This is a genomic window from Bacillus sp. DX4.1 (genome assembly GCF_030348195.1).
GTDB lineage: Bacteria > Bacillota > Bacilli > Bacillales > Bacillaceae_G > Bacillus_A.
In genome coordinates this window covers 3,478,808-3,502,534 of sequence record NZ_JAUCFT010000008.1, presented here as the reverse complement: position 1 = coordinate 3,502,534, position 23,727 = coordinate 3,478,808, and the positions used below count along the sequence as shown (strand labels likewise).

Genomic DNA, 23,727 nt, shown 5'->3' with positions numbered 1-23,727 from the left:
GAAGTTTTATTTTATCCCGCTATTCGCAAGCAATAATATCCCCACCTCAAAATTCTGCAAAAGGCAAAGAAGTTAGGTGGGGGATAAACTGCCCGTAAAAGCCCGATTGGTGAGGGCTAATGATCAGTGGGGGATGAAGAATCCCCCCACTGATCAAAGTTTCACTTTATGTGTGAGTAAAGCAGTGAAATTAGTAGTTCTGTTTTAAATATGTTATGATGAATACTCGGAGGTGTCTCTCATGATCGTAGCGACGCTTGAAGGCGTAATGATTTTAGACAAGGCAGAACAGCTTGCGAAAGCAGTTGTTTGTTCAGATATAGCAGAGAGTTATCGCGAGTGTTATAAGGCATTACAGGAAGATCGAGAAGCTCAAACATTAATTGGTCAATTTACAGCGATGAAAGAGCGATATGAAGAAGTGCAACGCTTTGGAAAATATCATCCTGATTATACTTTTGTTTCAACAAATATGCGCGAACTAAAGCGCTCTGTGGATTTGCATGAAAAGATAGCTGCTTTTAAAAAGGCAGAAAATACTTTACAAAAATTATTAGATGAAGTCAGTGTAGCGATTGGTTCTCAAGTATCATCTGCTATTAAAGTGCCAACGGGAAATCCGTTCTTTGACGCAGGTGGCTGCGGAGGCGGCTGTGGCTCTGGTGGTGGTTGTGGTTGTAAGGCGGGGTGATGTGCCCCGTTTTTTAGGATATTGAAGAAAACGTATACAGAAGATTGTTCTACAATGTACTATAATTTCACAAATTTCTGATTGCTGTTTATACGATACAAGAATACAAGCATATAAAAGGAGAAGATGGAGAAAATTATGTTCGGGCAACGACAAAGTATGATTGTTTATTTACATTCATTGAAACATGCTAAGATTTTAAGGAAATATGGTAATATTCATTACATATCAAAGCGGTTTAAATATGCAGTTGTATATTGTGACATGGAACAAATAGAGCACATGATGCAAAAGTTAAATAAGCTTCCTTTTGTAAAAAAAATAGAGCCGTCGTATCGCCCGTTTTTAAAAACGGAATTTGAGAATTCACGACCAGATCGTGCGAAAGAATACGATTATAGTTAAATGGAAAAGCCCCCACCGTGATTGGTGGGGGCTTTTCTATAGTCTAGCATGAACAGACAAGAGTTCGATTAGTGAGGGCTAACCCTCAGCTGAGAAATATACTGAAGGAAGCTTCACTTTACCCCGCTCAAACGGTTGGTAAAAAGCAAGGACAGGGAGGTAAAGCGAACTAACCGTAAGAGCCCGATTGGTTCGCTTTACCGCATTGGTGGAATGAAATGATTCATTCGTAAAATACCGATGAGATGATTAAAATATAGTTCCTTTTCTGGAAAAGTTGTAGAAGGTTTTACAGTGAAAGAAGTAACTTTCTTTCCGATTTGCTCAGCAGTTTCTTCAAATAAAACAATGCGTTTGCTTTTTTTATCTTCAAGTACAGGAATTCCCTCGCGACATATGTATAGGGGCTGGAAATCACCGCTTGTTGTCGGATTAAGAATAACAGCAAGAGAACATACTGTTTTTTCATTTTTTGTTGTTTGAAATTGCAACATATGTGATACACGATCCTTATTTGCTTTGGCAATTTCAAGTAATTCATATAAATCGGAGTATCCTTCTCCTAGTTCAATAAAACGTTGAATCATATCTTTTCCTCCTCTTTCTTTTACTGTATCATTTCATTTTTAAAATGAAAAGCAAGCAAAGAAAAAAACCCTGCAACGCAGGGCCCTTCTTACACTAGTATATACTAGCAAGAAGGAAAAGGGAGAGGAGAAACCGGAGGAAGAACTTATGGGGAAACGTAAGTCTTCTCCGCGGTTGGCAACAACATCGAAGGTGATGTTGTTATATTTATTTATGTCCAATCTATTTGAAGATATACATGGTGAAATTAAATTTTATCGTAGGCTTTTTATTTTTCTTTCTTATATTTTATGATAGGATAAAAAAAGATGAATATACACATGGGATTACTGAAAGAAAATTGTATGATGAAAAGGTAGTTTTTCAGTAAAATAAAGTGGGTTTTATTTTAGTGGAAACTGACTTTTCTTTGTAGTACGAATGGAAGTTGATTATCTCTTGATAGAGAAAAAATAATTCCTGAAAGTAGGGAGTTTGATAGCGGTTATGAGAATGGATATTCGTTTGTAATAATCGCTCGATAGATTGAAATGAAGGTAGTGACAACAGATGAGAGTAGTTTCTGGGAAATGTAAAGGACACCCTTTAAAAGCTGTACCAGGCAATACAACGCGTCCAACAACCGATAAAGTAAAAGAAGCAATTTTTAATATGATCGGTCCTTATTTTGAAGGCGGAACCGCACTTGATTTATTTGGAGGCAGCGGTGGGCTTGGAATTGAAGCGCTTAGCAGAGGGATTGACAAAGCTATTTTTGTTGATCGTGATAATAAAGCGATAAAGGTAATCCATCAAAATTTAGAAAGCTGTAAGGTGCAAGAGCAAGCTGAAGTGTATAGAAATGATGCAGAGCGTGCTGTAAAGGCGTTAATTAAACGCGAATTGTCATTTGATCTTATATTGTTAGATCCACCGTATAAAGATCAAAAAATTATTTCTTTGATCAGTGTAATGGAACAGCATGGTTTGTTAAACGATGATGGTTTGATTATGGCTGAGCATGAAGACGGTGTAATCTTACCGGATACAATAGGGGGACTTGTAAAGGTAAGAGCTGAAAATTATGGTATTACTGCAATTTCGATTTATAAGCATGAAGGTGAGGGGACCGAATGGCAAGCATAGCAATTTCTTCAGGAAGTTTTGATCCGATTACCCTGGGGCATTTGGATATTATTAAAAGAGGCGCAAAGGTATTTGATGAAGTATATGTTGTTGTTTTAAATAATTCGTCCAAGAAACCGTTCTTTTCAGTGGAAGAACGTTTAGAATTAATTCGAGAAGCAATAAAAGATATTCCCAATGTAAAAGTTGACTCACATAGTGGATTGTTAGTTGAGTATGCGAAAATGCGTAATGCGAACGCGATTTTACGTGGTTTACGTGCGGTGTCTGATTTTGAATATGAGATGCAAATTACATCAATGAATCGTAAGTTAGATGAAGATATTGAAACATTTTTTATCATGACAAATAATCAATATTCATTTTTAAGTTCAAGTATTGTAAAAGAAGTGGCTCGCTATGGTGGAAATGTAGCAGGTCTTGTTCCTCCAGTTGTAGAGCGTGCTTTAAAAGAGAAGTTTCAAACCCCGTTAAGATGAACGGGGTTTTTCTTTATTCATAAGGCGTAAGAATAATAAAGTCACATATAGATATAAACAAAACAGTGTAAAAGTAGGACCGTAAGTGATTAATAAATCCCACCCCTTTAAAAAGACGGAAGAATGATTGGATAAAAAAACAGGAATATCTTCTTGGTTGGGTGAAAAAGAATGCAGGTTTTCATAAAGTGGTTTCCAAAATATAAGTGTAAAGATAGGTGCAAGAATACTCTGTATAATTCGTGCAAAGAAGTATGGTTTAAAGCGAATATCAGTCTCTGCTAAAATACTTGCGACTTGAGCTTGGATAGAAAGGCCGCTAAATGCGAGTATAAAGCTTGTTACCATTGCTTGTTCGAGGATTGTAGTCTGATTGGTTTGACTAATCATTTGGCTTCCAAGTGTCATTTCGAAAAGACCCGATAAGATGGGTGTGCTAAAATGTGGTGAAAGTTGGAAGAATGTTAAAAGTTGTTGCATAATAAAAGCAAGAGCCGCTGTGATTTGAAAGATAGTAATCATTTTACTTAAAACGGAGAATAAAATAATAAATCCGCCAATCATAAGTAATGTTTGAATAGAGGATATAATAGCATCACCAAGTAATTTTCCAATCGACCTTTTTTCTTGCAACCGTGTTTCATGAAGAATAGAAAATGCGTGTTGTAATGGACGTTTTTGTATGCGTTTTTCTGTTTTTATGTACTTTGTTTTGTTGCCGTAAAAACGCATGAGTAAACCGACTGCAAAATTGCTAATATAATGAGCTGCGGCTAATATAAAACCCAATCTTGGATTGTTAAAAAAACCGATTGAAACAGCACCAAAAATAAATAACGGATTGGAAGAATTTGTGAATGACACGAGGCGCTCTGCTTCAATTTGTGTCAATTGATTACTTTGACGGAGCCTGGCACTTAGTTTTGCGCCTGCTGGAAAGCCAGAAGCCATTCCCATGGCCCAAACAAATCCGCCAATGCCGGGCACACGAAAAAGCGGGCGCATGAGAGGTTCTAATAGTATACCGATAAACTTCACAACACCTATACTAATTAATAGCTCTGCAACAATAAAAAAAGGCAGTAGTGAAGGAAACACAACTTCCCACCATATATTTAATCCGCGAATAGAAGATTGTAAGGCGGCTTGGGGATGAAGTACGAGAGAAAATGTTAGAAACATCATGGCTATGGTGAGAAAAGCTGTTTTCCATTTTTCATACATTTTGTCGTATCCCCCTTTGTCCCAAAACGTTCATTTCAGTATACGTGGATACATGGCGAGTTTAGACCATAAGTATGAAAAGAGAGTGAAAAATTTTTGAGGGTGAGAGAAATGAAAGAACCGAAAATTGGTTTAGCTCTTGGGTCTGGAGGTGCGAAAGGCTTCGCACATATCGGCGTAATTAAAGTATTACGAGAGGCGAATATCCCAATTCATATGATTGCTGGAAGCAGTATGGGGGCATTAATCGGTACTTTTTATGCAGCAAGTTGTAACGTCGAGAGGCTCTATCGTATGGCGGCATTATTTAAACGGAAATATTATTTAGATTTTACTGTGCCGAAAATGGGATTTATTTCTGGAAAACGTGTAAAAGATATGATTAAAATGTTTACATATAATAAAAAATTAGAAGAGTTAGATATCCCAACTGCAGTTGTGGCCACTGACATTTTAAAGGGGGAAAAGGTTGTATTTACAAGCGGTTCTATTGCTGATGCCGTGAGAGCAAGTATTTCTGTTCCGGGTGTATTTGTACCAGAGAAAATAGACGGTCGGTTATTAGTGGACGGCGGAGTTATTGATCGTATTCCTGTATCTGTCGTAAAAGAGCTGGGTGCTGATATTGTGATTGCTGTAGATGTATCACCTATTAAAGTGAATGGAGAAGTGACATCCATTTATGATGTCATTATGCAGAGTATTGAAATTATGCAGCATGAACTTGTTGTTAATCGGCAAATCGCTTCAGATTTAATGATGCGTCCGGCAGTAGAACAGTTTAGTTCTCGTGCTTTTACAAATATTGAAGATATTATTCGAGTTGGAGAAGAAGAGGCAGAAAGACATATTCAGGAAATTTACTTATTAATTGAGCAGTGGAAGGAGAAAAATAATGTTTAAACGGTTTCGGTTTGTATATGCACTTTTAATTGGGGTTATATTAGCAATGCTACTTGTGTATGTTCGCCTTCCATACTATATTACAAAACCAGGTATGGCGGAAAAGTTAGAACCATATGTACAAGTTGATGGTGGAACTAAAGAATCAGGAGACTTTATGCTCGTAACGGTTTCAATGGGACGTGCAAATGTTGTGAATTTTTTATCCGCAAAATTTAATAAGTATAATCAAATTTTTAAGGAAGAAGAGATTTTACAACAAAATGAAAGTGACGAGGAATATCAATTTCGCCAAGTATACGCGATGAAAGATTCTCAAAATGCAGCGATTTATAATGCATACAAGCGGGCGAATCGTTCTGTGTCATTCCAAAATAAAGGGGTATTAGTAGCTGGAATTACAAAAAATATGCCTGCGGAAGGAAAATTAAAACTTGGAGATATTATTGTAGCTGTTGATGGGCAATCCTTTGAAACAGCGGAGCAATTTATTGCGTATATGAAAGGAAAAAAAGAAGGTGAAGCAGCAAACATTGAATACGTGCGGGATAAGAAGCCGCATACAGAAAAACTAACATTAAAACCAATTCCTGAAGATAAGAGTCGTGCAGGAATCGGGGTTTCTATTATTACTGATAAAGAATTAATAGTCGATCCAAAAGTGAAAATTAATGCAAATGATATTGGGGGGCCTTCTGCTGGATTAATGTTTACGTTGGAAATTTATAACCAGCTTGTAAAAGAAGATATGACAAAAGGTCATGAAATTGCTGGAACAGGAACAATCAATGAAAAAGGAGAAATAGGCCCAATTGGTGGTATCCAACAAAAAGTAGTTGCCGCTCATGATGCAGGAGCAGAAATATTTTTTGCTCCAAATGAAAAAGGGGCACCGAAATCGAATTATAAGGAAGCGATCATAGCAGCTAAAGATATTAAAACGAAGATGAAAATTGTGCCGGTAGATACGCTGGATGATGCATTAGCATACTTAGAAAAAATGACAGAAAAAAAATAAAACCTCTCGTTTTAGAGAGGTTTTTTTATGTAGCGAATAAGATGAGTATATAGGGATAAAGAAAAATATGTTGTTCTGCTTACATTAGCTGTAAGAACGTCCTCGCTAAGTTTATAGGGCTGGAGTCTAATTGGATCAAATGAGCTAACAGAGAGTGTGTAGAACTCACTTAGAGGGAATAAAGTTCACTTAACAAGGGGAGATTTCATCTTATAGAAATTTCCCGGTTATTTCATCATATCGAATGGGATGATGTGTGATGTCTTTTTTTATCATTTCGGTCCGCAAAGGTTCTTGTAGGATAGAAAAATAAACAGCGTTTGCTTTTCGTTCTATATCTAGAATGGGATGCTGGAATGTCTTTGTATGAGAAAGAAGTGGCAGCTCTATTTTCTTTTTACTATTTGAAATATAGGTTTGTCCTTTTTGAGACATCCCCAGTAGACGAACGTATGCTGCATGCTCTTGTATGTTTGCTTGTTTTATCTCTTCTTTTGTCGTATTTGTTAAAATATGTGTACATGCTCGCTGCAGCCTGGTCCATGTATAACGCTTCGTTTTTAATGCTTCCATAAATGAAAGAAATGACGAGGTACCTTGCATTTTAGATAAAATACGGTGTTCCAATCCTTCCTCGATTTCATATATATGTTGTAGTTCGGATGGAGACATTGTCATAATTTTATATTTTAAGAATGGGAAATATTTTTCCCAATTATGTAGACAGTGATATGTATGTTTATATTGCTCTAAAAGAGCGGCGGTGCTGTTTGGTACAAATGGATAGATGGTTGTAAATGAGCTGTTTTCACTAAACAATTGCTTCCGGATACTTGTTGCACTTGCAATGTGCTCGTCTTGAAATGTTTCATCGTGATAATGAGAAGCAAAGCGCTTTATTGTATACGCCTTCATTGTGCTTTTTTGTGAAAGGATAGCGTCAATATAATGTAAGCCTAATATGTTGTTTGGCTGAGACATATCAACGGTAGCTATGTTTTGCTGGATGTGTGAAAAAGCTTCAGAAGTTGCTTTTGCATAACTATTTCCCGCTTTCATAAATTGCTGCACAAAACGATTAAAATTATCTTGTTCTTCTTGGCGTAAAGAGAGTGTGTTATAAAAGTTTTGAATATGTCCATTTTCACTGCCAAAGCAAATTTCAGAGACACCAAGAGCGTCTAAAATAGAAACGGCCCCGTTTGCAAATGTTTCAGCTTTTTGCGTTGCAAATGTATAGGGGAGCTCGACGACGAGATCAACGCCACCAGCTAATGCCATCTTTGTACGATACCATTTTGATAAGAGAGCTGGCTCACCGCGTTGTAAAAAAGCTCCGCTCATGACAGCGATGATAATGTCAGCCTGTGTTAATTTTTTTGTTTGTTGCACATGATAAGCATGACCGTTATGAAATGGGTTATATTCAACGATAATACCGCTAGCCTTTATGATAATCTCTCCTTTCGATGTAGCATCTTTTCTCAAAACATGATAATCTATATATTATTTCCTATAATGACTTCATTATAGTGTAAAGAAAAAACATTGACAAATATAAAATGGCTAGCTATAATTTTGTTTGTTGCCTTGAGGTGATATGATATGAAATGGTCCATCCATCAATTAAACAAATTAAGAAATAAAGGATTGACATTGGATGAGATGGTAGATGTAAGTGAGCTAAAAGAAGTCGAGAAAGATATTCGTGAAATTAAACCTGTTCATGTAACAGGTAGAGTTGATTTTGGCTCCAACAAGTTTACGTTTCATCTACATATAACTGGAAGCATGGTCTTGCCATGTTCTCGCTCTTTAGTAGATGTAACATTACCATTTGACATGAAAACAATTGAGGTGTTTCAAACTTCCGCAGAAGTAGCAGAAGAGTATGAAACGGAAGCGGAAATCCATCGTTTAGAAGGAGAAGTACTTGACTTACTCCCTATAATCAAGGAAAATATACTTTTGGAGATTCCAATGCAAATTTTCAGTGATGATGTTTCCGGTGGAGCACCGTCGAAAGGTCAAGACTGGCAAGTGATTTCGGAGAAAAACGAAGAAAAGACTGTTGATCCAAGATTAGCAGGACTTGCAAAGTTTTTTGACAAATAATCGGAAGACTGGTTCAGGCCTTCAATATGAAAATAACTTTTTCTTTTAAGGAGGTGGGAAGAATGGCTGTACCTTTTAGAAGAACTTCTAAAACAGTAAAAAGAAAGCGTCGTACGCATTTCAAATTATCAGTACCTGGTATGGTAGAGTGCCCAAGCTGTGGTGAAGCGAAATTAGCTCACCGTGTATGTAAAGCATGCGGTACTTACAAAGGTAAAGAAGTAATCAGCAAGTAATTGCGGAAATAAACGCAGAAGATATTCTTCTGCGTTTATTTTTTTTGTCTTTTTTTCCTATTAGACGAAAGAGGCGGTTTTTTCATTTTTCTCGAACATAATTTTGTGAAGTGAAAGGAGAAATGAAGTGTGACGAAGTTTCTAATAGAACGCAGAGAAATAGATATTGTTCGGGTTACATTAAATCACCCTAAACGTCATAATGCGATTGACTATGAGATGATGAATGATTTAGAACGTGCTCTGTAAGAGATAAGACGGGATATGAAAATAAAAGGTGTTGTAATAACAGGGAATGGAAGGTTGTTTTGCTCAGGAGGAGATTTAGAGGCGTTTCACGGGCTGTAAACAGAGGAAGCGGCTTATGTATGCTAGAGCGGATGGGAAGGGGTTTGTATGGAATTATGACGCTTCCTGTGCCTGCAGTAGCACTTCTAAATGGAGCGGTAGTTGGAGGCGGATGTGAACTTGCTGCGGCATGTGATTATCGTTTTGCTTCTAAAGATGCGATTATTGGTTTTATACAGGGAAATTTATGAATCATAACAGGGCGGGGGGGAGCGGTCATACTACATGAGAAGGTTCGATACGATCAGGCTGTGGCTTTGCTTTGCTCAGCACGTCGCTTTTCTGCCGAGAAAGCACGTAATTATGGATTTATACATGAGATATTTGAAGGTAATGTAAAGGAGGTATGTCAAAAATGGTTAGGGGAGATGTTAATTCCAAGCACAAAAGTGCAAAGAGCATATAAGGCTGCTGCGATTAGAAAGTGGAGAGAAAATAACTTAAGAGAGCGGATGGAAGAAGAAATAACAGAATGTGCACGTTTATGGGGATCCGAAGAGCATAGTCAGGCTATTGCAACGCTTGTAAAGAAATAGAAAAATATATTCTTTGCATGTTAATAGTCTATCTTTTCTAGTAACTGCATATGTTTAATAAAAAATGCATAAGGAGGACTAGAAGGATGGCGACAACAAGACAAGATGCATGGACTGATGATGAAGATTTACTTCTGGCAGAAGTAGTACTCCGGCATATTCGCGAAGGTGGCACGCAGCTGTCTGCCTTTAAAGAGGTAGGCAGAAATTTATCTCGTACACCTGCAGCCTGTGGATTTCGATGGAATTCTTACGTTAGAAAGCAATATAAGGAACGTATTGAAGAGGCGAAACAAATACGAAAAATAGAAAATTATGATGTGCAGCAACCGAAAAAAACAGAGTTTCCTTCAGTATCCATTACATTAAACGATGTCATTGTCTTTTTGCAAAAATATAAAGAAGAAAAAGAGTCAAAAGAATTGCAGCAAAAAATCGAATTGTTACAAAAAGAAAAAGAATGGCTTCTTAAGCGCTTATCTGTATATGAGGAAGAATATCGTACTTTACTGGATTACATTGATAGAAAAAGAAATGTGATGGTACTAGAAACAAAAGAAAGAGATGTTATTCATGAGCATGAAGCGTTAGAAAAAGTGAAAAAATAAAAACAGCTGTTATACAGCTGTTTTTATTTTAAGCAGATTCTTCGTTTGTAACCGCATTCAAATTAGCTTCTGGATACCAAATATAAAATTCGTGATCGGCGGTTAGTACATTTTTGAAATTTAGTTTATCCCAAAATGCAGCGGATTGGATCCGAGCTGTAGTTTTAATTGGAAATTGTAGTTGCTTTGCATAACTAACGAGCATTTTGCCAAAACCTTGTTTTTGATAAGTTGGCAATACTTCAAGTTTAGAAAGCTCTACGTAAGGTCCAGTGATTTCGAGATTCGCTTCACCATGTCTCCTCATGTACAAACTCATACGTGCGATGAGAGATCCTCCGTAGTAAATTCCGTAAAATGGAGATTCGCTATCATTTTCAATAATATTCGATTGTAACTCTTCAAACATAGATAGCTCTTGAGCGCCACAGCCTTTAAATTTTTTAAATTCTTCTAATGTTTTATAATTGATGAGCAAGCGCTCGACTTTTGGGAAAGTCATTTTATCACATCCTTTTCTTGTCTTGAAAATAAAGAAAAGTATAAATATTTTCAATTATATTATAACTCATTTTTTCACTTTTATGAATAGAATAGAATAATTCTTTCGTTATTTTTAAAAAAAATTTGCTACACTAGTCTTATAAAGTGAAACTTTTATCGGTATGGCGATTATGAAATGGAATTGTTACTCGGCAGATTGTGAGCTAGAAGAAATTAAAAAATTATTGAAAGTGTTACAGCATGATGAATGGAGAGGAGGAAGTCAGGAGACCTAGGACTGATTGTGAGGCTTTGTCTTTCACACGATTGGCCTGGGGGCTCTTGCGTGAATAGAGATGAAAATTGGAGTTATTGGTCCAGGGGCAATTGGCCTTCTTTTTGCGTTTTATCTAAAAAAGAATAAACAGGACGTTACATTGTATACAAGAACGATAGAACAAGCTGAAAAATTAATGGAGGTTGGTGTAACGTGTTTTCGGCATGGAAAAACGGAAACAGTATTTCCGGATGTTAAGCCTTTAGAGAAAGTGGCAGATGATCGAATGGATTATATGTTAGTTGCTGTGAAACAATATCACTTAGAACATATACTGCCTTTTATAAAAGGGCAGCAGCGGCTTGTTTTTTTACAAAATGGGATGTCTCACCTTCATCTATTTCAAAAGATGAAGCATGAAAACATAGCGGTTGGTATCGTAGAGCATGGTGCGAAGAAGGAAAATGATGATACAGTACACCATACAGGAGTAGGAGTTACAAAGTTTGGATTTGTTCGTGGTGACAAGGCACAATTTGAATCGTTATTTCATTGTTTTTCCTCAGAATTGTTTCCACTTCAGATTGAAGAGGATTGGAAAAGCACAATGTGTAATAAACTGATAGTAAACGTTTGTATTAATCCGCTAACAGCTTTATTTGGCGTGCAGAACGGAGAATTGTTAACGAATCCATTCTTTTATAAAGTGATGGAGCAAGTATTTCAGGAAGTTATTTTTCTTGTAGAAGAGGAGAAAAAGGAAGAGTTGTGGCAATTCGTTTGTAACGTATGTGAAAGTACATCGAGTAATATCTCTTCTATGTTAGCTGATGTGAAGAATCATCGGAAAACGGAAATTGATGCGATTATCGGTTATACGATAGAGGAAGCTGAGAAGCAACAAAAGCAAGTTCCTATACTTAAGTTTTTACATCATTCGATAAAGGGATTAGAAGTATAAGAGATATTCTTTGCTTTTGCATCAAACATTGACTACAATGTGGGTTGGTGAGAGAACAGGATATGAAAGGAAGAATTATATGGAGATAAAAAAAATCTCTGTTCCACTACAAGGTGTTGTAGCGGACTATATGAAAGATAGTAAAGAGATTCAAGCGTGCTTTGATTATCCGTTGACAGAAGATGGATTTAGACAGCGACTGCATGATTTACGTGATAAACAGTATTTCCGTCAAGATTTGGTGGCGCATTTATTACAATATAATACAAATTTGCATGCTGGAGACCATACACTTCGGAATATTCAAGCATTGGCAGATGAAAATACATATGTTGTTGTCGGAGGGCAGCAAGCGGGCTTGTTAACTGGACCTCTTTATACAGTGCATAAAATTATCTCGATTTTACAGCTTGCTAAGGAAAAAGAAGCAACTTTAGGAGTTCGTGTTGTTCCTGTTTTTTGGATTGCTGGAGAAGATCATGATATTGATGAAATTAATCATGTGTTCGTAACAAAAAATAAAAAAATAAAAAAGACAATTTTTCACGATCGACATCCGAAAAATGCGAGTGCATCTGAATCTGATCTTTCAATCGAAGATTGTAAAAAGTGGATAGAGGAAATTTTTAAAACGTACCCAGAAACGAATTTTACAAAGGATGTATTACAGTTTGTAGAAGATGCCCTGCAAAATTCTCATACATATGTAGATTTCTTTGCGCGGCTCATAATGAAGTTGTTTGCAGATTCTGGTTTAATTCTTGTCGATTCCCATCATCCAGCGCTAAGAAAATTGGAAGTTTCCTTTTTCAAGCAAATCGTAAGCTGTTACAAAGAAGTGCAGGTTGGACTTCAGAACCAACAGCAATTACTGAGAGAACAAGGGTATAAACCAATTATTGAAACGAAACATAGTGCAGTTCATATTTTTATGCAAATTGATCAAGAACGTGTGTTGTTAGAAGAAGAGAATGGCCAATTTGTTGGGAAAAATGGCGTATATTCGTTTTCATATGAAGAATTAATAGATGAAATGGAAAAAAATCCGGAACGATTTAGCAATAATGTTGTGACAAGACCACTTATGCAAGAATACGTATTTCCAACATTAGCGTTTATTGGAGGCCCGGGTGAAATTGCTTACTGGAGTGAATTGCAGCAAGTATTCCATGCGTTTGGTTTTCAAATGCCCCCGGTTGTTCCACGTCTCACAATTAGTTATATGGAGCGTGATATTGCAACGGATTTACAAGATTTACAATTACAAGAAAGTGATCCGTTTTTAAATGATATGGATATACTTCGTGAAAAATGGCTTTCTAATCAAGGAGAAGAGCCGATTGATTGTCAATTTACAGAGACGACAGAGAAAATAGTTGCGCTGCATACCTCCTTGCAACAATTTGTAAGCAAAGTAGATCCTGGGTTACAGCAATTTTCTAAAAAAAATGAACAAAAGATTATAGAGCAGCTGCAATTGTTAGAAAGAACGTTGAAACGAAATATTGAAAAAAAGCACGAGGTAGAGCTCAATAAATTCCGCCGTTTACAATATGCACTGCGTCCTTTAGGTGCACCGCAAGAGCGCGTATGGAATATATGTTATTACTTAAATCAGTTTGGTTTAGATTTTGTAGAACGAGTGATGAAGCAATCGTTCGCTTGGGATGGAAAACATCATATTATAAAACTGTAAAATCTTGCTCTTAGGAGCAGGATTTTATTTTTGTTTTGTGGAATTACCTGTAAAATCAATTCATTTCTTTTTGCGTAGTTTACCTTCAAAAAAGGATGCAAGTTCGATATTGACACCGAAAAAGCATGCATATGACAAAATAGAACAAAATGTAAACGTATTATTATGTTTTTCGACAGGTTTTTATGTAATTTACCGCAAAAGATGATAAAATTTAGTATATAATAAAGGGAAACTTCGATTAGTAGATATTTCATTTCTACTGACGATTAGTTGGATGAATCAAGTCTTTAGGGGGCATGACTTTCCCCTGACGATTTCTCGTAAGGTTGAGTTGGAAGGAGTATGGCTAACTAGAGCGAGAAGAGACGAATTCAACGTATTATTTTGCAAAAAGTAGGTGCAACAATGTTTAAACACGTAACAGTTCTTTTAAAAGAAACAGTAGATGGTTTGGATATAAAGCCGGGCGGTACATATGTAGATTGTACGCTGGGCGGAGGAGGACATAGTTCTTATTTATTATCCCAGCTAACAGCAGGAGGAAAGTTAATTGCATTCGATCAAGATGAGATTGCCATTCAAAATGCAAAAGAAAAATTTTCTTCTTATGGTGAACAATTTATAACAGTGAAAAGTAATTTTCGCTACCTGTCAGAAAAACTACATGAATTAGGAATTACAGAAGTAGATGGCATTCTATTCGATTTAGGAGTTTCATCCCCACAATTAGATACACCAGAACGTGGTTTTAGTTATCATCATGATGCGCCGCTAGATATGCGGATGGACCAAGATGCCCCATTAACGGCATATGACGTTGTAAACAGCTGGTCATATGAGCAACTCGTAAGAATCTTTTTCCAATATGGTGAAGAGAAATTTTCAAAGCAAATTGCAAGGAAAATAGAAGCGTATCGCGAGAACAAGTCGATTGAAACAACAGGGGAGTTAGTAGAATTAATTAAAGAAGGAATTCCAGCCCCAGCGCGTAGAACAGGTGGTCACCCTGCGAAACGAGTATTCCAAGCGATCCGTATTGCGGTAAATGATGAATTGAAAGTATTTGAAGAAGCGCTGGAATCAGCGATTGAAATGATCAAGCCTGGTGGAAGAATTAGCGTCATTACATTCCATTCGTTAGAAGACCGTATTTGTAAAACGACATTTAAACGAAATAGTACAACACCAGATCTTCCACCAGGATTACCAATCATTCCTGATGAGTTTAAGCCAAAGTTAAAACTGATTACAAGAAAACCAATTTTACCTTCTGAGTTAGAATTAGAAGAGAATAACCGGGCGCGCTCTGCGAAGTTACGAATTGCTGAAAAGCGATAAAAGGGAGAGAGAGGTATGACAAATTTAGCTGTAAAGTATAAACAGCAACAAGAGCAAGTGCAGACTCAGGTACCCCAGCAGATGGTACAACCTAATGTGAAAACAAAAATCACAAGAATTGAGAAGTTGTTGTATGTTGCTTTTATTGGCTTTTTATTATATGCCTGCATTGCTTTTATTGGAAATAAAGCAGGATTATACCAAGCCGATGCTGAAACAGCACAAATGGAGAGTACAATTGTTAAGCAACAAAAGAAAAATCAAGAATTACAAGCTGAAGTGGAAAAGTTAAGCCGTTATGAACGTATCGCAGAAATCGCAAAAAAACACGGGCTAGAGATTAATGCGAATAACGTGAAAGGTCTAGATTAATATAGGTGTGAAGCGAATATGAAGAGAAATATGAATAAATTTCATACTAATAAAGGAGCAGGTTACTTTATGATATTTTTCCTCCTGCTCTTTTTTCTGTTGTTAGCCCGTTTCTTTTTTATTCAAGCAACAGGAACAGTGAACGGTGAGGATTTAAAGAAACTTGCAAAAGAAAAACATAATAAAAACGGTGTACTTGAAGCAAACCGTGGAACGATTTATGATCAAAATGGTTATGTGTTGGCTCAAGATGCGAATTCATATAAGATCGTGGCTGAGTTAAAAGGTGAAAAACCTGTAAAAGACAAACAGGATGCTGCTAATAAAATTGCAGGTGTACTTGGAAAGAATGAACAAGAGATTTTAGAGTATTTAAATAAAGATAAAAACCAAGTGGAGTTTGGATCGATAGGGAAAAACTTGACGAAAGAACAAAAAGAGCAAATTGAAGCTCTTCGTATAGATGGCATTTCATTTGTTACGGAAAAAGCGAGAGTATATCCGAATGGAGACTTTGCTTCTTATGTATTAGGTTTTGCTAAACCTAATGACGTAGGGATTGCAGAAGGTAAATTTGGACTAGAAAAGAGCTTAGATAAATATTTACGTGCTTCGAATGGAAGCGTAGCATATACAGGAGATCGTAATGGTATTTCTCTTGAAGGTGGAAAAGCAGATGTAAAACCACCGAAAAATGGTGATAATGTGTATTTAACGATTGATCAGCGTATACAAGGATTTTTAGAAGAGGCGATGGTAGAAGCTGATAAACATTATGAACCTTCTATGTTGATTGGAGTTGTAGCAGATCCAAAAACAGGAAAAATTTTGGGGATGTCGAGTCGACCTAGCTATGATCCAAATGAGCGTGATATTCAATACTTTTTAAATGATCCAATCGCAAATGCGTATGAACCAGGGTCAACAATGAAAATTTTTACATTAGCTGCTGCAATTAATGAGGGCGTATATAATGGACAGGATTATTATCAATCCGGTACATATACAGTTGGTGATCGCATAATACGAGATCATAACAATGGTGCTGGATGGGGTTCCATTACGTTTGATGAAGGTGTCGAGCGTTCTTCCAACGTTGCATTTGCAATTTTAGGAGATAAGAAACTGGGACCGGATCGTTTCCGTCAATACATTCAAAAATTTGGAATGGATGAAAAAACGCATATTGATTTGCCTGGTGAAGGTGAAAATACAATTTTGTTTGATAAACAAGTTGAGCAAGTGACAACAGCGTTTGGGCAAGGGTCTACTGTTACACCAATACAGCTTGTACAAGCTGCGACAGCCATTGCAAATGATGGGAAAATGATGAAGCCATATACAATTGATCGCATTGTGGATCCAATAAATAATAAAGTCACATTGCAGCATAAACCAGAAGAAGTAGGACAGCCGATTACAAAAGAAACAGCTGCACAAGTAAGACAATTATTAGAGCGCGTTGTTACATCACCAAAAGGAACGGGGAATGCGTACAAAATTGATGGGTACTCTGTCGGAGGAAAAACGGGGACAGCGCAAATTCCAAATGGAAAAGGCGGATATATGACTGGAAGAGAAAATTACATTTTCTCATTCCTTGGTATGGCCCCTATGGATGACCCGCAGTTAATCGTATACTTAGCAATTAAACAACCGAAGTTGAAAGATAACGAGTACGGAGCACAACCGCTTGCGGAAATGTTTAAATCTGTAACGAAAAATAGTTTAGAGTATTTGAAAATTAAACCGCATGAAGTGAAAGAGCCGAAGAAATATGTAAAACAGCAGCAAGCTACGGTTCCTGATGTACTTGGAAAATCGATGGAAGAAGCGAAAGCGACGTTAGAAAAAGCAAAATTCCGTCCGATTATTTTAGGCGAAGGTAAAGTGAAACAACAAGTGCCGAAAGCGACTGAAAAAACATTGAAGGGCGATCGAATCTTCTTAGTGGGAGATAACCCGGTTATGCCAAACATACAAGGATGGGCACTTCGTGATGTTATGAATTTAGCGAAAATGTTAAATCTTAATTTGACACCGTCTGGAACAGGATATGTGACAGAACAAAGTGTGGCGGAAGGAACACCGCTGCAAGAAGGAACGGAATTAGGCGTAACATTAGTGCCGCCGCTTGAGCCACAACAAGAGGCCGAGAAAGAAGAAGGTACGTAATGTGAGGAGAATCAAGAGGTTCTAATGAAACAAGTACAAGCATATATTGGAACAAGCTAGGCGTAAAGGAGGGCTTGTTCCGATATGCGTGTATCGAATGTAACTGTTAGAAAGAGACTTATTTTTGCGCTTGTATCAGGTATACTCATTTTTACGATTATTGATATTCGCCTTGGGTATGTGCAGTTTTTTCTTGGGAATATGTTAACAGATCGTGCGAAAGATTCGTGGAGTCGTAATATTACTTTCGAACCTGAACGAGGGAAAATTTTAGATCGCAATGGTGTGGAGCTTGCAACAAATAAAAGTGCACCAACTGTCTTTGTTGTACCGAGGCAAATCGAAAAACCAGCAGAGACTGCAGAGAAGTTAGCTGCAGTTTTAGGTGTGGAAAAAGAGGAAATTTATGGTCGTATTACAAAAAAGTCATCTATTGTAAGGTTGGATAAAGGCGGAAGGAAAATTTCGCATGATAAAGCAAAGGAAGTGCGAGCGTTAAGTTTAAAAGGAGTTTATATTGCCGAAGATTCTATTCGACATTATCCATTTGGAAAATATTTATCACATGTATTAGGTTTTGCTGGCATTGACAATCAAGGTCTTATGGGATTAGAACTGAATTATGATAAAGAGTTAAATGGTGATAAAGGACACGTTCGCTTCTTTGCAGATGCGAAAGGACAACGAATGCCGAATATAGGTGATGATTTCAAAGAACCGGAGGATGGTTTGGATTTAAAATTAACAATTGATGCTCGTGTTCAAACGATCATGGAACGAGAACTCAATATTGCAGAAGCGACATATAATCCAGATGGTATGATTGCGATTGCTATGAATCCGAAGAATGGTGAAATTTTAGGGATGTCCAGTCGACCAAGTTTTGATCCGGCAGACTTCAAAAGTGTTTCCCCAGAAGTGTTTAACCGAAACTTGCCTGTGTGGAGTACATATGAGCCGGGATCGACATTTAAAATTATTACATTAGCAGCTGCTTTGAATGAAAATTTAGTAGACTTAGAGAAAGATACGTTTTATGATGATGGAGCAGCTGAAGTCGGTGGAGCCAGATTGCGTTGTTGGAAAGCTGGTGGGCATGGCAGCCAGACCTTTTTAGAAGTCGTTCAAAATTCTTGTAACCCAGGATTTATTGAACTGGGGGACCGTCTAGGGAAAGAAAAGTTATTTCAATATATTCGTAATTTTGGATTCGGACAAAAGACAGGAATTGACTTGCAAGGAGAAGGCAGAGGGATTTTATTCGACTTAAAAAAAGTTGGGCCAGTTGAACAAGCGACAACTTCTTTTGGGCAAGGAGTATCTGTTACACCGATTCAACAAGTTGCTGCAGTGGCAGCGGCTGTAAATGGGGGAACATTATACCAACCATACATTGCGAAAGAGTTTGTTGATCCATCGAATAAACAAGTTGTGAGTAAGAAAACGCCGGTAGCGAAGAAAACGGTTATTTCCAAGGAAACATCAGAAAAAGTTCGTTATGCGCTAGAGAATGTTGTAGCGAAAGGTTCTGGTAAAGGAGCTTATATTGATGGCTACCGCGTTGGTGGGAAAACTGGAACAGCTCAAAAAGTAAAAGATGGAAAATACTTAGATAATAACTATATTGTGTCGTTTATTGGATTTGCTCCAGCAGATGATCCTCAAATTGTAGTATATGTTGCTGTTGATAACCCGAAAGGGATTACGCAATTTGGTGGTGTTGTCGCTGCTCCAATCGTTGGAAATATTCTTCGTGATGCACTTCCTGTTATGGGGGTAGAACCGCGAAAAGAACAGATTGAAAAAGAATTCAAATGGGGCGACACACCTACAATAGAAGTTCCTGATTTAGTGGGGATGAAGAAAAAAGATTTACAAACACAGCTTGTAGATTTACAGCTCGATGCAAGCGGTGAAGGAGAGAAAATTATTGAACAATCTCCCAAGCCAGGTACCAAAGTAAAAGAAGGCTCAAAAATTCGAATTTACTTCGGTAATTAAGAGTAAGGGATTGTATTTTATGATACAATTGGTGGAAGTTGAGTCAATATATGTTTTCATAGAAATTTGGTTTCTATGAAACAAGAATGTATCTCTCCTAAAAATAAGAGATAAAGTGAACATTCCGTCAGTTGAGGCTATATTTTTCACTGATGGAGGAGCCTGATTTATTGGGCTATTAGGGAAATTTCCCCCGTCTTACTTCTATGTGTTTTTTTATGAACTTAAGATGGGGGAACTTACTACCCATTCAGTAGGGTATAAATAAACAAGTAGAGAGGATTTAGTGAAATGAAGTTGCACACACTTGTATCATGTTTGCATGATTTTCCAGTTGTTCCAAAAGAAAACCCAGAAATTACATCCATTGAAGCAGATTCACGTAAAGTGACAAATGGAAGTGTATTTGTATGTATGAAAGGGTATACGGTTGATAGCCATGAATTTGCTAAGCAAGCAGCCGCGCAAGGTGCGGCTGCTATTGTTGCGGAAAGACCGATTGATGTTGACGTTCCAGTTGTACTTGTGAAAAATACCTTTCGTTCGTTAGCTGTTTTAGCTGATTATTTCTACGAGCAGCCAACGCAAAAATTACATTTAATTGGGATTACAGGTACAAATGGAAAGACAACAACATCGCATATTATGGATGAAATTATGCGAGCACACGGTCATAAAACAGGGCTGATTGGAACGATTAATATGAAAATCGGTGATGAAACATTTGAGGTGAAAAATACAACGCCAGATGCACTAACGCTTCAACAAACGTTTCATCGCATGGTTGAGCAAAATGTGAATAGTGCAGTGATGGAAGTTTCTTCACATGCATTGCACCTTGGTCGTGTACATGGCTGTGATTATGATGTTGCAGTATTTACAAATTTAACACAAGATCATTTAGATTATCATAAGACAATGGAAGAATATAAGCATGCGAAAGGTTTGCTTTTTGCCCAGCTTGGTAATAGTTATCATCATAATCGTGAAAAGTATGCTGTATTAAATCGTGATGATGAAGCAGCTGAAGACTATATGAGAAGTACTGCTGCCACTGTTATTACGTATGGTATTGATACGCAAAGTGATATTATGGCAAAAGATATTCAGATGACAAGTGGAGGTACAACATTCAAGCTTGTTACGCCTAATGAAAGCACCAAAATTACAATGAAATTAATCGGAAAGTTTAATGTATATAATGTATTAGCAGCAACAGCAGCAGCTCTTGTTTCCGGTGTGTCTTTACAAACAGTTATTGATGTTGTGAAAAATTTAAAGGGAGTTCCAGGACGCTTTGAAGTTGTTGATGGCGGGCAGGATTTTACAGTTATTGTAGATTATGCACATACACCAGACAGTTTAGAAAATGTATTAACGACAGCGAAGCAATTTGCAAAAGGGAATATTTATTGTATCGTTGGTTGCGGTGGGGACCGTGATCGTACGAAAAGGCCAATTATGGCAAGTGTTGCGGCGGAGTTTGCAACGCATGCAATTTATACATCCGATAATCCAAGAAGTGAAGATCCAAAAGCAATTTTGGATGATATGTTAACAGGTGCAAAAGGGAATAATTATGAAGTAATTGTCGATCGGAAAGAAGCTATCTTCTATGCAATTTCAGAAGCACAAGCAGAAGACATTATCATTATTGCTGGAAAAGGCCATGAAACATATCAAATTATTGGAAAAGAAGTACATCATTTTGACGATCGTGAAGTTGCCCAAGAGGCAATTGCACAACGTTTAAGCCACAAAGAGTAACAACATGAGAGGGGGACTACATGTGCTTGAACAAGGTTTATTAATAACGGCTGGGGTAGCATTCTTAATTTCTGTTGCCCTTTCGCCACTGTTTATTCCATTTTTACGTCGTCTAAAGTTTGGACAGAGCATTCGTGATGAAGGTCCAAAATCACATCAAAAGAAATCAGGAACGCCGACGATGGGCGGGATTGTCATTTTTGTTTCCATCATGGTTACATCAATTATCATGATGTTTAAGTTTGAAAAAAGTTCAGATACGTACTTATTACTTCTCGTTACATTTGGATATGGATTAATTGGTTTTCTGGATGATTATATTAAAGTTGTTAAAAAAAGAAATCTCGGTTTAACATCAAAACAAAAATTAGTAGCACAGCTCTTTATTGCAGTAGCGTTCTTTATTATTGCAATTGGCCAAGGCTTCGACACGCATATAATGATTCCAGGAACAGAGGTCAAATTTGATTTACACTGGGCATATTTTATTCTTGTTCTTTTTATGCTAATTGGGGGATCGAATGCGGTCAATTTAACCGATGGCTTAGACGGGTTATTATCAGGAACAGCGGCAATTGCATTTGGAGCATTTAGTATTATTGCAGTGGCTCAAGACCAATATGCGATAGCTATTTTCTGCATGTCAGTTGTAGGAGCTGTACTTGGATTTTTAGTGTTTAATGCAAATCCTGCTAAAGTATTTATGGGAGATACTGGTTCTCTTGCTTTAGGTGGTGCAATAGCTGCTGTGGCCATTTTATTAAAACAAGAGTTATTACTCGTTATAATTGGCGGCGTGTTTGTAATGGAAACTTTATCTGTTATCATTCAAGTTATTTCATTTAAAACGACAGGAAAGCGTGTCTTTAAGATGAGCCCCCTGCATCATCATTATGAATTATGTGGTTGGTCAGAATGGCGTGTTGTTGTGACGTTTTGGTCTGTAGGGTTCTTATTAGCAGTATTAGGAATTTATATCGGGGTGTGGATGTAATTGAAAACTGTAATTGACTATCAAAATAAAAATATTCTTGTATTAGGTATTGCAAAAAGTGGTTATGCAGCAGCAACCTTATTAAAAAGCTTAGGAGCAAATGTCATTGTAAATGACGGAAAGTCATTAGCTGACAATGTGTTAGCTGCAGAACTACAAGCGAAAGGGATGGACGTTGTCTGCGGCGGTCATCCATTAGAGCTATTAGAAAGAAATATTTCACTTGTTGTAAAAAATCCAGGAATTCCATATTCCAACCCATTGCTTGTTGCAGCAAAAGAAAAACAAATTCCAATTGTGACAGAAGTGGAGCTAGCGTATCGCATTTCAGCAGCACCGTTTATTGGAATTACGGGATCTAACGGAAAAACAACAACGACAACATTAACGTTTGAAATGTTACAAGAAGGACAAAAACACCCTGTTATTGCTGGGAATATTGGGACTGTCGCATGCGAAGTAGCGCAGCAAGCGAAAGAAAACGAAGTAATTGTAACCGAGCTTTCTTCGTTTCAGTTAATGGGAGTAGAAATGTTCCAACCGAAAATTGCAGCATTTTTAAATCTGTTTGAAGCACATTTAGATTATCATGGTACGAAGAAAGAGTATGGTTTGGCGAAAGCGAATATTTTCAAAAACCAAACTGACACAGATTATAGTGTAATTAATGCGGATGATGCGGATGTAATGGCGCTATCAGCAAATAGTAAAGGACAAAAAGTGTTCTTCTCAACTTCAAAAGTGATTGAAGACGGTGCATACATAAATGAGGATGCTCTTTACTTTAAAGGTGAGAAAGTCATTGATGTTCAAGATATCGTTTTACCTGGTAAGCATAATTTAGAGAACATTTTAGCTGCAATGAGTATAGCGAAATTACTGGGTGTGGCAAATGAAGCGATTATTGCAGTGTTGAAACGTTTTGCAGGTGTAAAACATCGTTTAGAATATGTGACAACAATTCAAAATCGTAAGTTTTATAACGATTCAAAAGCAACAAATATGTTAGCGACAGAAAAGGCGTTATCTGCATTTACGCAGCCTGTTATTTTACTAGCTGGTGGCCTTGATCGCGGAAATGAATTTGATGATTTAATTCCTTATTTGGGGCATGTAAAAGTATTACTAACATTTGGACAAACGGCACCGAAATTAGTAAAAGCTGCTGAAAAAGCTGGAATAGACAAAATTGAAAGTGTCGATAATGTAGAAGAAGCTGTAGAAAAAGCGTACGCTCTTTCTACAGATGGAGATGTTATTCTTCTTTCACCAGCATGTGCAAGCTGGGATCAATTTAAAACCTTCGAAGAAAGAGGAGACATTTTTATACAAGCTGTGCATAGACTAATATAAAGTGAAACAAAACATCAGTAGGCTAACACCT

Annotated in this window: 25 protein-coding genes; 21 read left to right on the top strand and 4 right to left on the bottom strand. The window is 37.1% G+C overall.

Translation table 11 applies throughout. The features are described from left to right. The first annotated feature begins 241 nt into the window (after window positions 1-241). Window positions 242-691, top strand: coding sequence for a YlbF/YmcA family competence regulator (locus tag QUF99_RS20690; protein ID WP_286121626.1), 450 nt, complete (start codon window positions 242-244; stop codon window positions 689-691). Between the two features lie 138 nt (window positions 692-829). Then, a complete protein-coding gene (locus QUF99_RS20685; RefSeq protein WP_286125315.1) occupies window positions 830-1,096 on the top strand; it encodes a YlbG family protein in 267 nt (88 codons plus the stop codon). A 197-nt stretch (window positions 1,097-1,293) separates the two neighbouring features. Here QUF99_RS20685 and QUF99_RS20680 read toward each other — a convergent pair whose 3' ends face one another. Beyond that, window positions 1,294-1,683, bottom strand: coding sequence for a DUF7147 family protein (locus QUF99_RS20680; RefSeq protein ID WP_289372463.1), 390 nt, complete (start codon window positions 1,681-1,683; stop codon window positions 1,294-1,296). A gap of 148 nt (window positions 1,684-1,831) precedes the next feature. Between QUF99_RS20680 and QUF99_RS20675 the strand changes: the two genes are divergently transcribed. The 3 genes from QUF99_RS20675 to coaD all read left to right on the top strand — a co-directional run bounded on the left by QUF99_RS20675 (window position 1,832) and on the right by coaD (window position 3,288). Then, the gene (locus QUF99_RS20675) at window positions 1,832-1,978 is read left to right on the top strand and encodes a hypothetical protein (RefSeq protein WP_289372461.1); all 147 of its coding nucleotides are present in this window, start codon (window positions 1,832-1,834) and stop codon (window positions 1,976-1,978) included. Window positions 1,979-2,233: 255 nt separating this feature from the next. Next, on the top strand, window positions 2,234-2,809 hold the full coding sequence (gene rsmD, locus QUF99_RS20670; RefSeq protein ID WP_289372459.1) for a 16S rRNA (guanine(966)-N(2))-methyltransferase RsmD: 576 nt from the start codon (window positions 2,234-2,236) through the stop codon (window positions 2,807-2,809). Continuing rightward, window positions 2,797-3,288, top strand: a complete 492-nt coding sequence (gene coaD, locus QUF99_RS20665; protein WP_289372457.1) for a pantetheine-phosphate adenylyltransferase — start codon at window positions 2,797-2,799, stop codon at window positions 3,286-3,288. Before rsmD ends, coaD begins: the two co-directional genes overlap by 13 nt. On the opposite strand, the gene ylbJ is transcribed toward coaD, so the two are convergent. Continuing rightward, complete coding sequence (gene ylbJ, locus QUF99_RS20660; protein ID WP_289372455.1) at window positions 3,280-4,512, bottom strand: sporulation integral membrane protein YlbJ; 1,233 nt, start codon at window positions 4,510-4,512, stop codon at window positions 3,280-3,282. The two genes, coaD and ylbJ, sit on opposite strands and share 9 nt — an antisense overlap. Window positions 4,513-4,623: 111 nt before the next feature. Here ylbJ and QUF99_RS20655 point away from each other — a divergent pair, with 111 nt between their 5' ends. Next, a complete protein-coding gene (locus QUF99_RS20655; RefSeq protein ID WP_289372453.1) occupies window positions 4,624-5,415 on the top strand; it encodes a patatin-like phospholipase family protein in 792 nt (263 codons plus the stop codon). Next, window positions 5,408-6,433: a SepM family pheromone-processing serine protease gene (locus tag QUF99_RS20650; RefSeq protein WP_289372452.1), complete on the top strand. Its 1,026-nt coding sequence runs from the start codon at window positions 5,408-5,410 to the stop codon at window positions 6,431-6,433. The genes QUF99_RS20655 and QUF99_RS20650 overlap by 8 nt, the downstream gene beginning before the upstream one ends. 210 nt (window positions 6,434-6,643) lie before the next feature. On the opposite strand, the gene QUF99_RS20645 is transcribed toward QUF99_RS20650, so the two are convergent. Further along, window positions 6,644-7,885 (bottom strand): nucleotidyltransferase, encoded by a 1,242-nt coding sequence (locus tag QUF99_RS20645; RefSeq protein ID WP_289374719.1) that lies wholly within the window; start codon window positions 7,883-7,885, stop codon window positions 6,644-6,646. A 153-nt stretch (window positions 7,886-8,038) separates the two neighbouring features. Between QUF99_RS20645 and QUF99_RS20640 the strand changes: the two genes are divergently transcribed. From QUF99_RS20640 to QUF99_RS20620, 5 genes are all read left to right on the top strand, one after another. Beyond that, window positions 8,039-8,548 (top strand): YceD family protein, encoded by a 510-nt coding sequence (locus QUF99_RS20640; protein ID WP_289372451.1) that lies wholly within the window; start codon window positions 8,039-8,041, stop codon window positions 8,546-8,548. 62 nt (window positions 8,549-8,610) lie between these two features. After that, complete coding sequence (gene rpmF, locus QUF99_RS20635; RefSeq protein ID WP_001984764.1) at window positions 8,611-8,784, top strand: 50S ribosomal protein L32; 174 nt, start codon at window positions 8,611-8,613, stop codon at window positions 8,782-8,784. A gap of 368 nt (window positions 8,785-9,152) precedes the next feature. After that, window positions 9,153-9,323 (top strand): enoyl-CoA hydratase-related protein, encoded by a 171-nt coding sequence (locus tag QUF99_RS20630; protein WP_289372450.1) that lies wholly within the window; start codon window positions 9,153-9,155, stop codon window positions 9,321-9,323. 177 nt (window positions 9,324-9,500) lie between these two features. Continuing rightward, the gene (locus tag QUF99_RS20625; protein WP_289372448.1) at window positions 9,501-9,668 is read left to right on the top strand and encodes a hypothetical protein; all 168 of its coding nucleotides are present in this window, start codon (window positions 9,501-9,503) and stop codon (window positions 9,666-9,668) included. 86 nt (window positions 9,669-9,754) lie between these two features. Then, complete coding sequence (locus QUF99_RS20620; RefSeq protein ID WP_289372446.1) at window positions 9,755-10,276, top strand: RsfA family transcriptional regulator; 522 nt, start codon at window positions 9,755-9,757, stop codon at window positions 10,274-10,276. A 28-nt stretch (window positions 10,277-10,304) separates the two neighbouring features. On the opposite strand, the gene QUF99_RS20615 is transcribed toward QUF99_RS20620, so the two are convergent. Beyond that, window positions 10,305-10,778: an N-acetyltransferase gene (locus QUF99_RS20615; protein ID WP_289372444.1), complete on the bottom strand. Its 474-nt coding sequence runs from the start codon at window positions 10,776-10,778 to the stop codon at window positions 10,305-10,307. Window positions 10,779-11,109: 331 nt separating this feature from the next. On the opposite strand from QUF99_RS20615, the gene QUF99_RS20610 reads away from it, so the two are divergent. From QUF99_RS20610 to murD, 9 genes are all read left to right on the top strand, one after another. Further along, the gene (locus QUF99_RS20610; protein WP_289374717.1) at window positions 11,110-11,997 is read left to right on the top strand and encodes a 2-dehydropantoate 2-reductase; all 888 of its coding nucleotides are present in this window, start codon (window positions 11,110-11,112) and stop codon (window positions 11,995-11,997) included. 79 nt (window positions 11,998-12,076) lie between these two features. Continuing rightward, window positions 12,077-13,693: a bacillithiol biosynthesis cysteine-adding enzyme BshC gene (bshC, locus tag QUF99_RS20605; protein WP_289372442.1), complete on the top strand. Its 1,617-nt coding sequence runs from the start codon at window positions 12,077-12,079 to the stop codon at window positions 13,691-13,693. Window positions 13,694-14,101: 408 nt separating this feature from the next. Continuing rightward, window positions 14,102-15,034: a 16S rRNA (cytosine(1402)-N(4))-methyltransferase RsmH gene (gene rsmH, locus QUF99_RS20600; protein WP_289372440.1), complete on the top strand. Its 933-nt coding sequence runs from the start codon at window positions 14,102-14,104 to the stop codon at window positions 15,032-15,034. Between the two features lie 15 nt (window positions 15,035-15,049). Next, window positions 15,050-15,406: a cell division protein FtsL gene (gene ftsL, locus QUF99_RS20595; protein WP_289372438.1), complete on the top strand. Its 357-nt coding sequence runs from the start codon at window positions 15,050-15,052 to the stop codon at window positions 15,404-15,406. 18 nt (window positions 15,407-15,424) lie between these two features. Continuing rightward, on the top strand, window positions 15,425-17,581 hold the full coding sequence (locus QUF99_RS20590) for a penicillin-binding protein (RefSeq protein ID WP_289372436.1): 2,157 nt from the start codon (window positions 15,425-15,427) through the stop codon (window positions 17,579-17,581). Between the two features lie 84 nt (window positions 17,582-17,665). Further along, the gene (locus QUF99_RS20585; protein ID WP_289372435.1) at window positions 17,666-19,582 is read left to right on the top strand and encodes a stage V sporulation protein D; all 1,917 of its coding nucleotides are present in this window, start codon (window positions 17,666-17,668) and stop codon (window positions 19,580-19,582) included. A gap of 291 nt (window positions 19,583-19,873) precedes the next feature. After that, entirely contained in the window at window positions 19,874-21,349 is a 1,476-nt protein-coding gene (locus QUF99_RS20580; protein ID WP_289372433.1) for a UDP-N-acetylmuramoyl-L-alanyl-D-glutamate--2,6-diaminopimelate ligase, read from the top strand. A 22-nt stretch (window positions 21,350-21,371) separates the two neighbouring features. Next, complete coding sequence (mraY, locus tag QUF99_RS20575; RefSeq protein ID WP_289372431.1) at window positions 21,372-22,343, top strand: phospho-N-acetylmuramoyl-pentapeptide-transferase; 972 nt, start codon at window positions 21,372-21,374, stop codon at window positions 22,341-22,343. Then, window positions 22,344-23,696 (top strand): UDP-N-acetylmuramoyl-L-alanine--D-glutamate ligase, encoded by a 1,353-nt coding sequence (gene murD, locus QUF99_RS20570; protein ID WP_289372429.1) that lies wholly within the window; start codon window positions 22,344-22,346, stop codon window positions 23,694-23,696. It begins immediately after the preceding gene. The last annotated feature ends 31 nt before the right edge of the window (window positions 23,697-23,727 follow it).

Excerpts from the sequence above, each read along its gene's own strand:
- QUF99_RS20690 (WP_286121626.1), top strand. The coding sequence starts at position 242 with ATGATCGTAGCGACGCTTGAAGGCGTAATGATTTTAGACAAGGCAGAA.
- QUF99_RS20685 (WP_286125315.1), top strand. The coding sequence starts at position 830 with ATGTTCGGGCAACGACAAAGTATGATTGTTTATTTACATTCATTGAAA.
- QUF99_RS20680 (WP_289372463.1), bottom strand. The coding sequence starts at position 1,683 with ATGATTCAACGTTTTATTGAACTAGGAGAAGGATACTCCGATTTATAT.
- QUF99_RS20675 (WP_289372461.1), top strand. The coding sequence starts at position 1,832 with ATGGGGAAACGTAAGTCTTCTCCGCGGTTGGCAACAACATCGAAGGTG.
- rsmD (WP_289372459.1), top strand. The coding sequence starts at position 2,234 with ATGAGAGTAGTTTCTGGGAAATGTAAAGGACACCCTTTAAAAGCTGTA.
- coaD (WP_289372457.1), top strand. The coding sequence starts at position 2,797 with ATGGCAAGCATAGCAATTTCTTCAGGAAGTTTTGATCCGATTACCCTG.
- ylbJ (WP_289372455.1), bottom strand. The coding sequence starts at position 4,512 with ATGTATGAAAAATGGAAAACAGCTTTTCTCACCATAGCCATGATGTTT.
- QUF99_RS20655 (WP_289372453.1), top strand. The coding sequence starts at position 4,624 with ATGAAAGAACCGAAAATTGGTTTAGCTCTTGGGTCTGGAGGTGCGAAA.
- QUF99_RS20650 (WP_289372452.1), top strand. The coding sequence starts at position 5,408 with ATGTTTAAACGGTTTCGGTTTGTATATGCACTTTTAATTGGGGTTATA.
- QUF99_RS20640 (WP_289372451.1), top strand. The coding sequence starts at position 8,039 with ATGAAATGGTCCATCCATCAATTAAACAAATTAAGAAATAAAGGATTG.
- rpmF (WP_001984764.1), top strand. The coding sequence starts at position 8,611 with ATGGCTGTACCTTTTAGAAGAACTTCTAAAACAGTAAAAAGAAAGCGT.
- QUF99_RS20630 (WP_289372450.1), top strand. The coding sequence starts at position 9,153 with ATGCTAGAGCGGATGGGAAGGGGTTTGTATGGAATTATGACGCTTCCT.
- QUF99_RS20625 (WP_289372448.1), top strand. The coding sequence starts at position 9,501 with ATGTTAATTCCAAGCACAAAAGTGCAAAGAGCATATAAGGCTGCTGCG.
- QUF99_RS20620 (WP_289372446.1), top strand. The coding sequence starts at position 9,755 with ATGGCGACAACAAGACAAGATGCATGGACTGATGATGAAGATTTACTT.
- QUF99_RS20615 (WP_289372444.1), bottom strand. The coding sequence starts at position 10,778 with ATGACTTTCCCAAAAGTCGAGCGCTTGCTCATCAATTATAAAACATTA.
- bshC (WP_289372442.1), top strand. The coding sequence starts at position 12,077 with ATGGAGATAAAAAAAATCTCTGTTCCACTACAAGGTGTTGTAGCGGAC.
- rsmH (WP_289372440.1), top strand. The coding sequence starts at position 14,102 with ATGTTTAAACACGTAACAGTTCTTTTAAAAGAAACAGTAGATGGTTTG.
- ftsL (WP_289372438.1), top strand. The coding sequence starts at position 15,050 with ATGACAAATTTAGCTGTAAAGTATAAACAGCAACAAGAGCAAGTGCAG.
- QUF99_RS20590 (WP_289372436.1), top strand. The coding sequence starts at position 15,425 with ATGAAGAGAAATATGAATAAATTTCATACTAATAAAGGAGCAGGTTAC.
- QUF99_RS20585 (WP_289372435.1), top strand. The coding sequence starts at position 17,666 with ATGCGTGTATCGAATGTAACTGTTAGAAAGAGACTTATTTTTGCGCTT.
- QUF99_RS20580 (WP_289372433.1), top strand. The coding sequence starts at position 19,874 with ATGAAGTTGCACACACTTGTATCATGTTTGCATGATTTTCCAGTTGTT.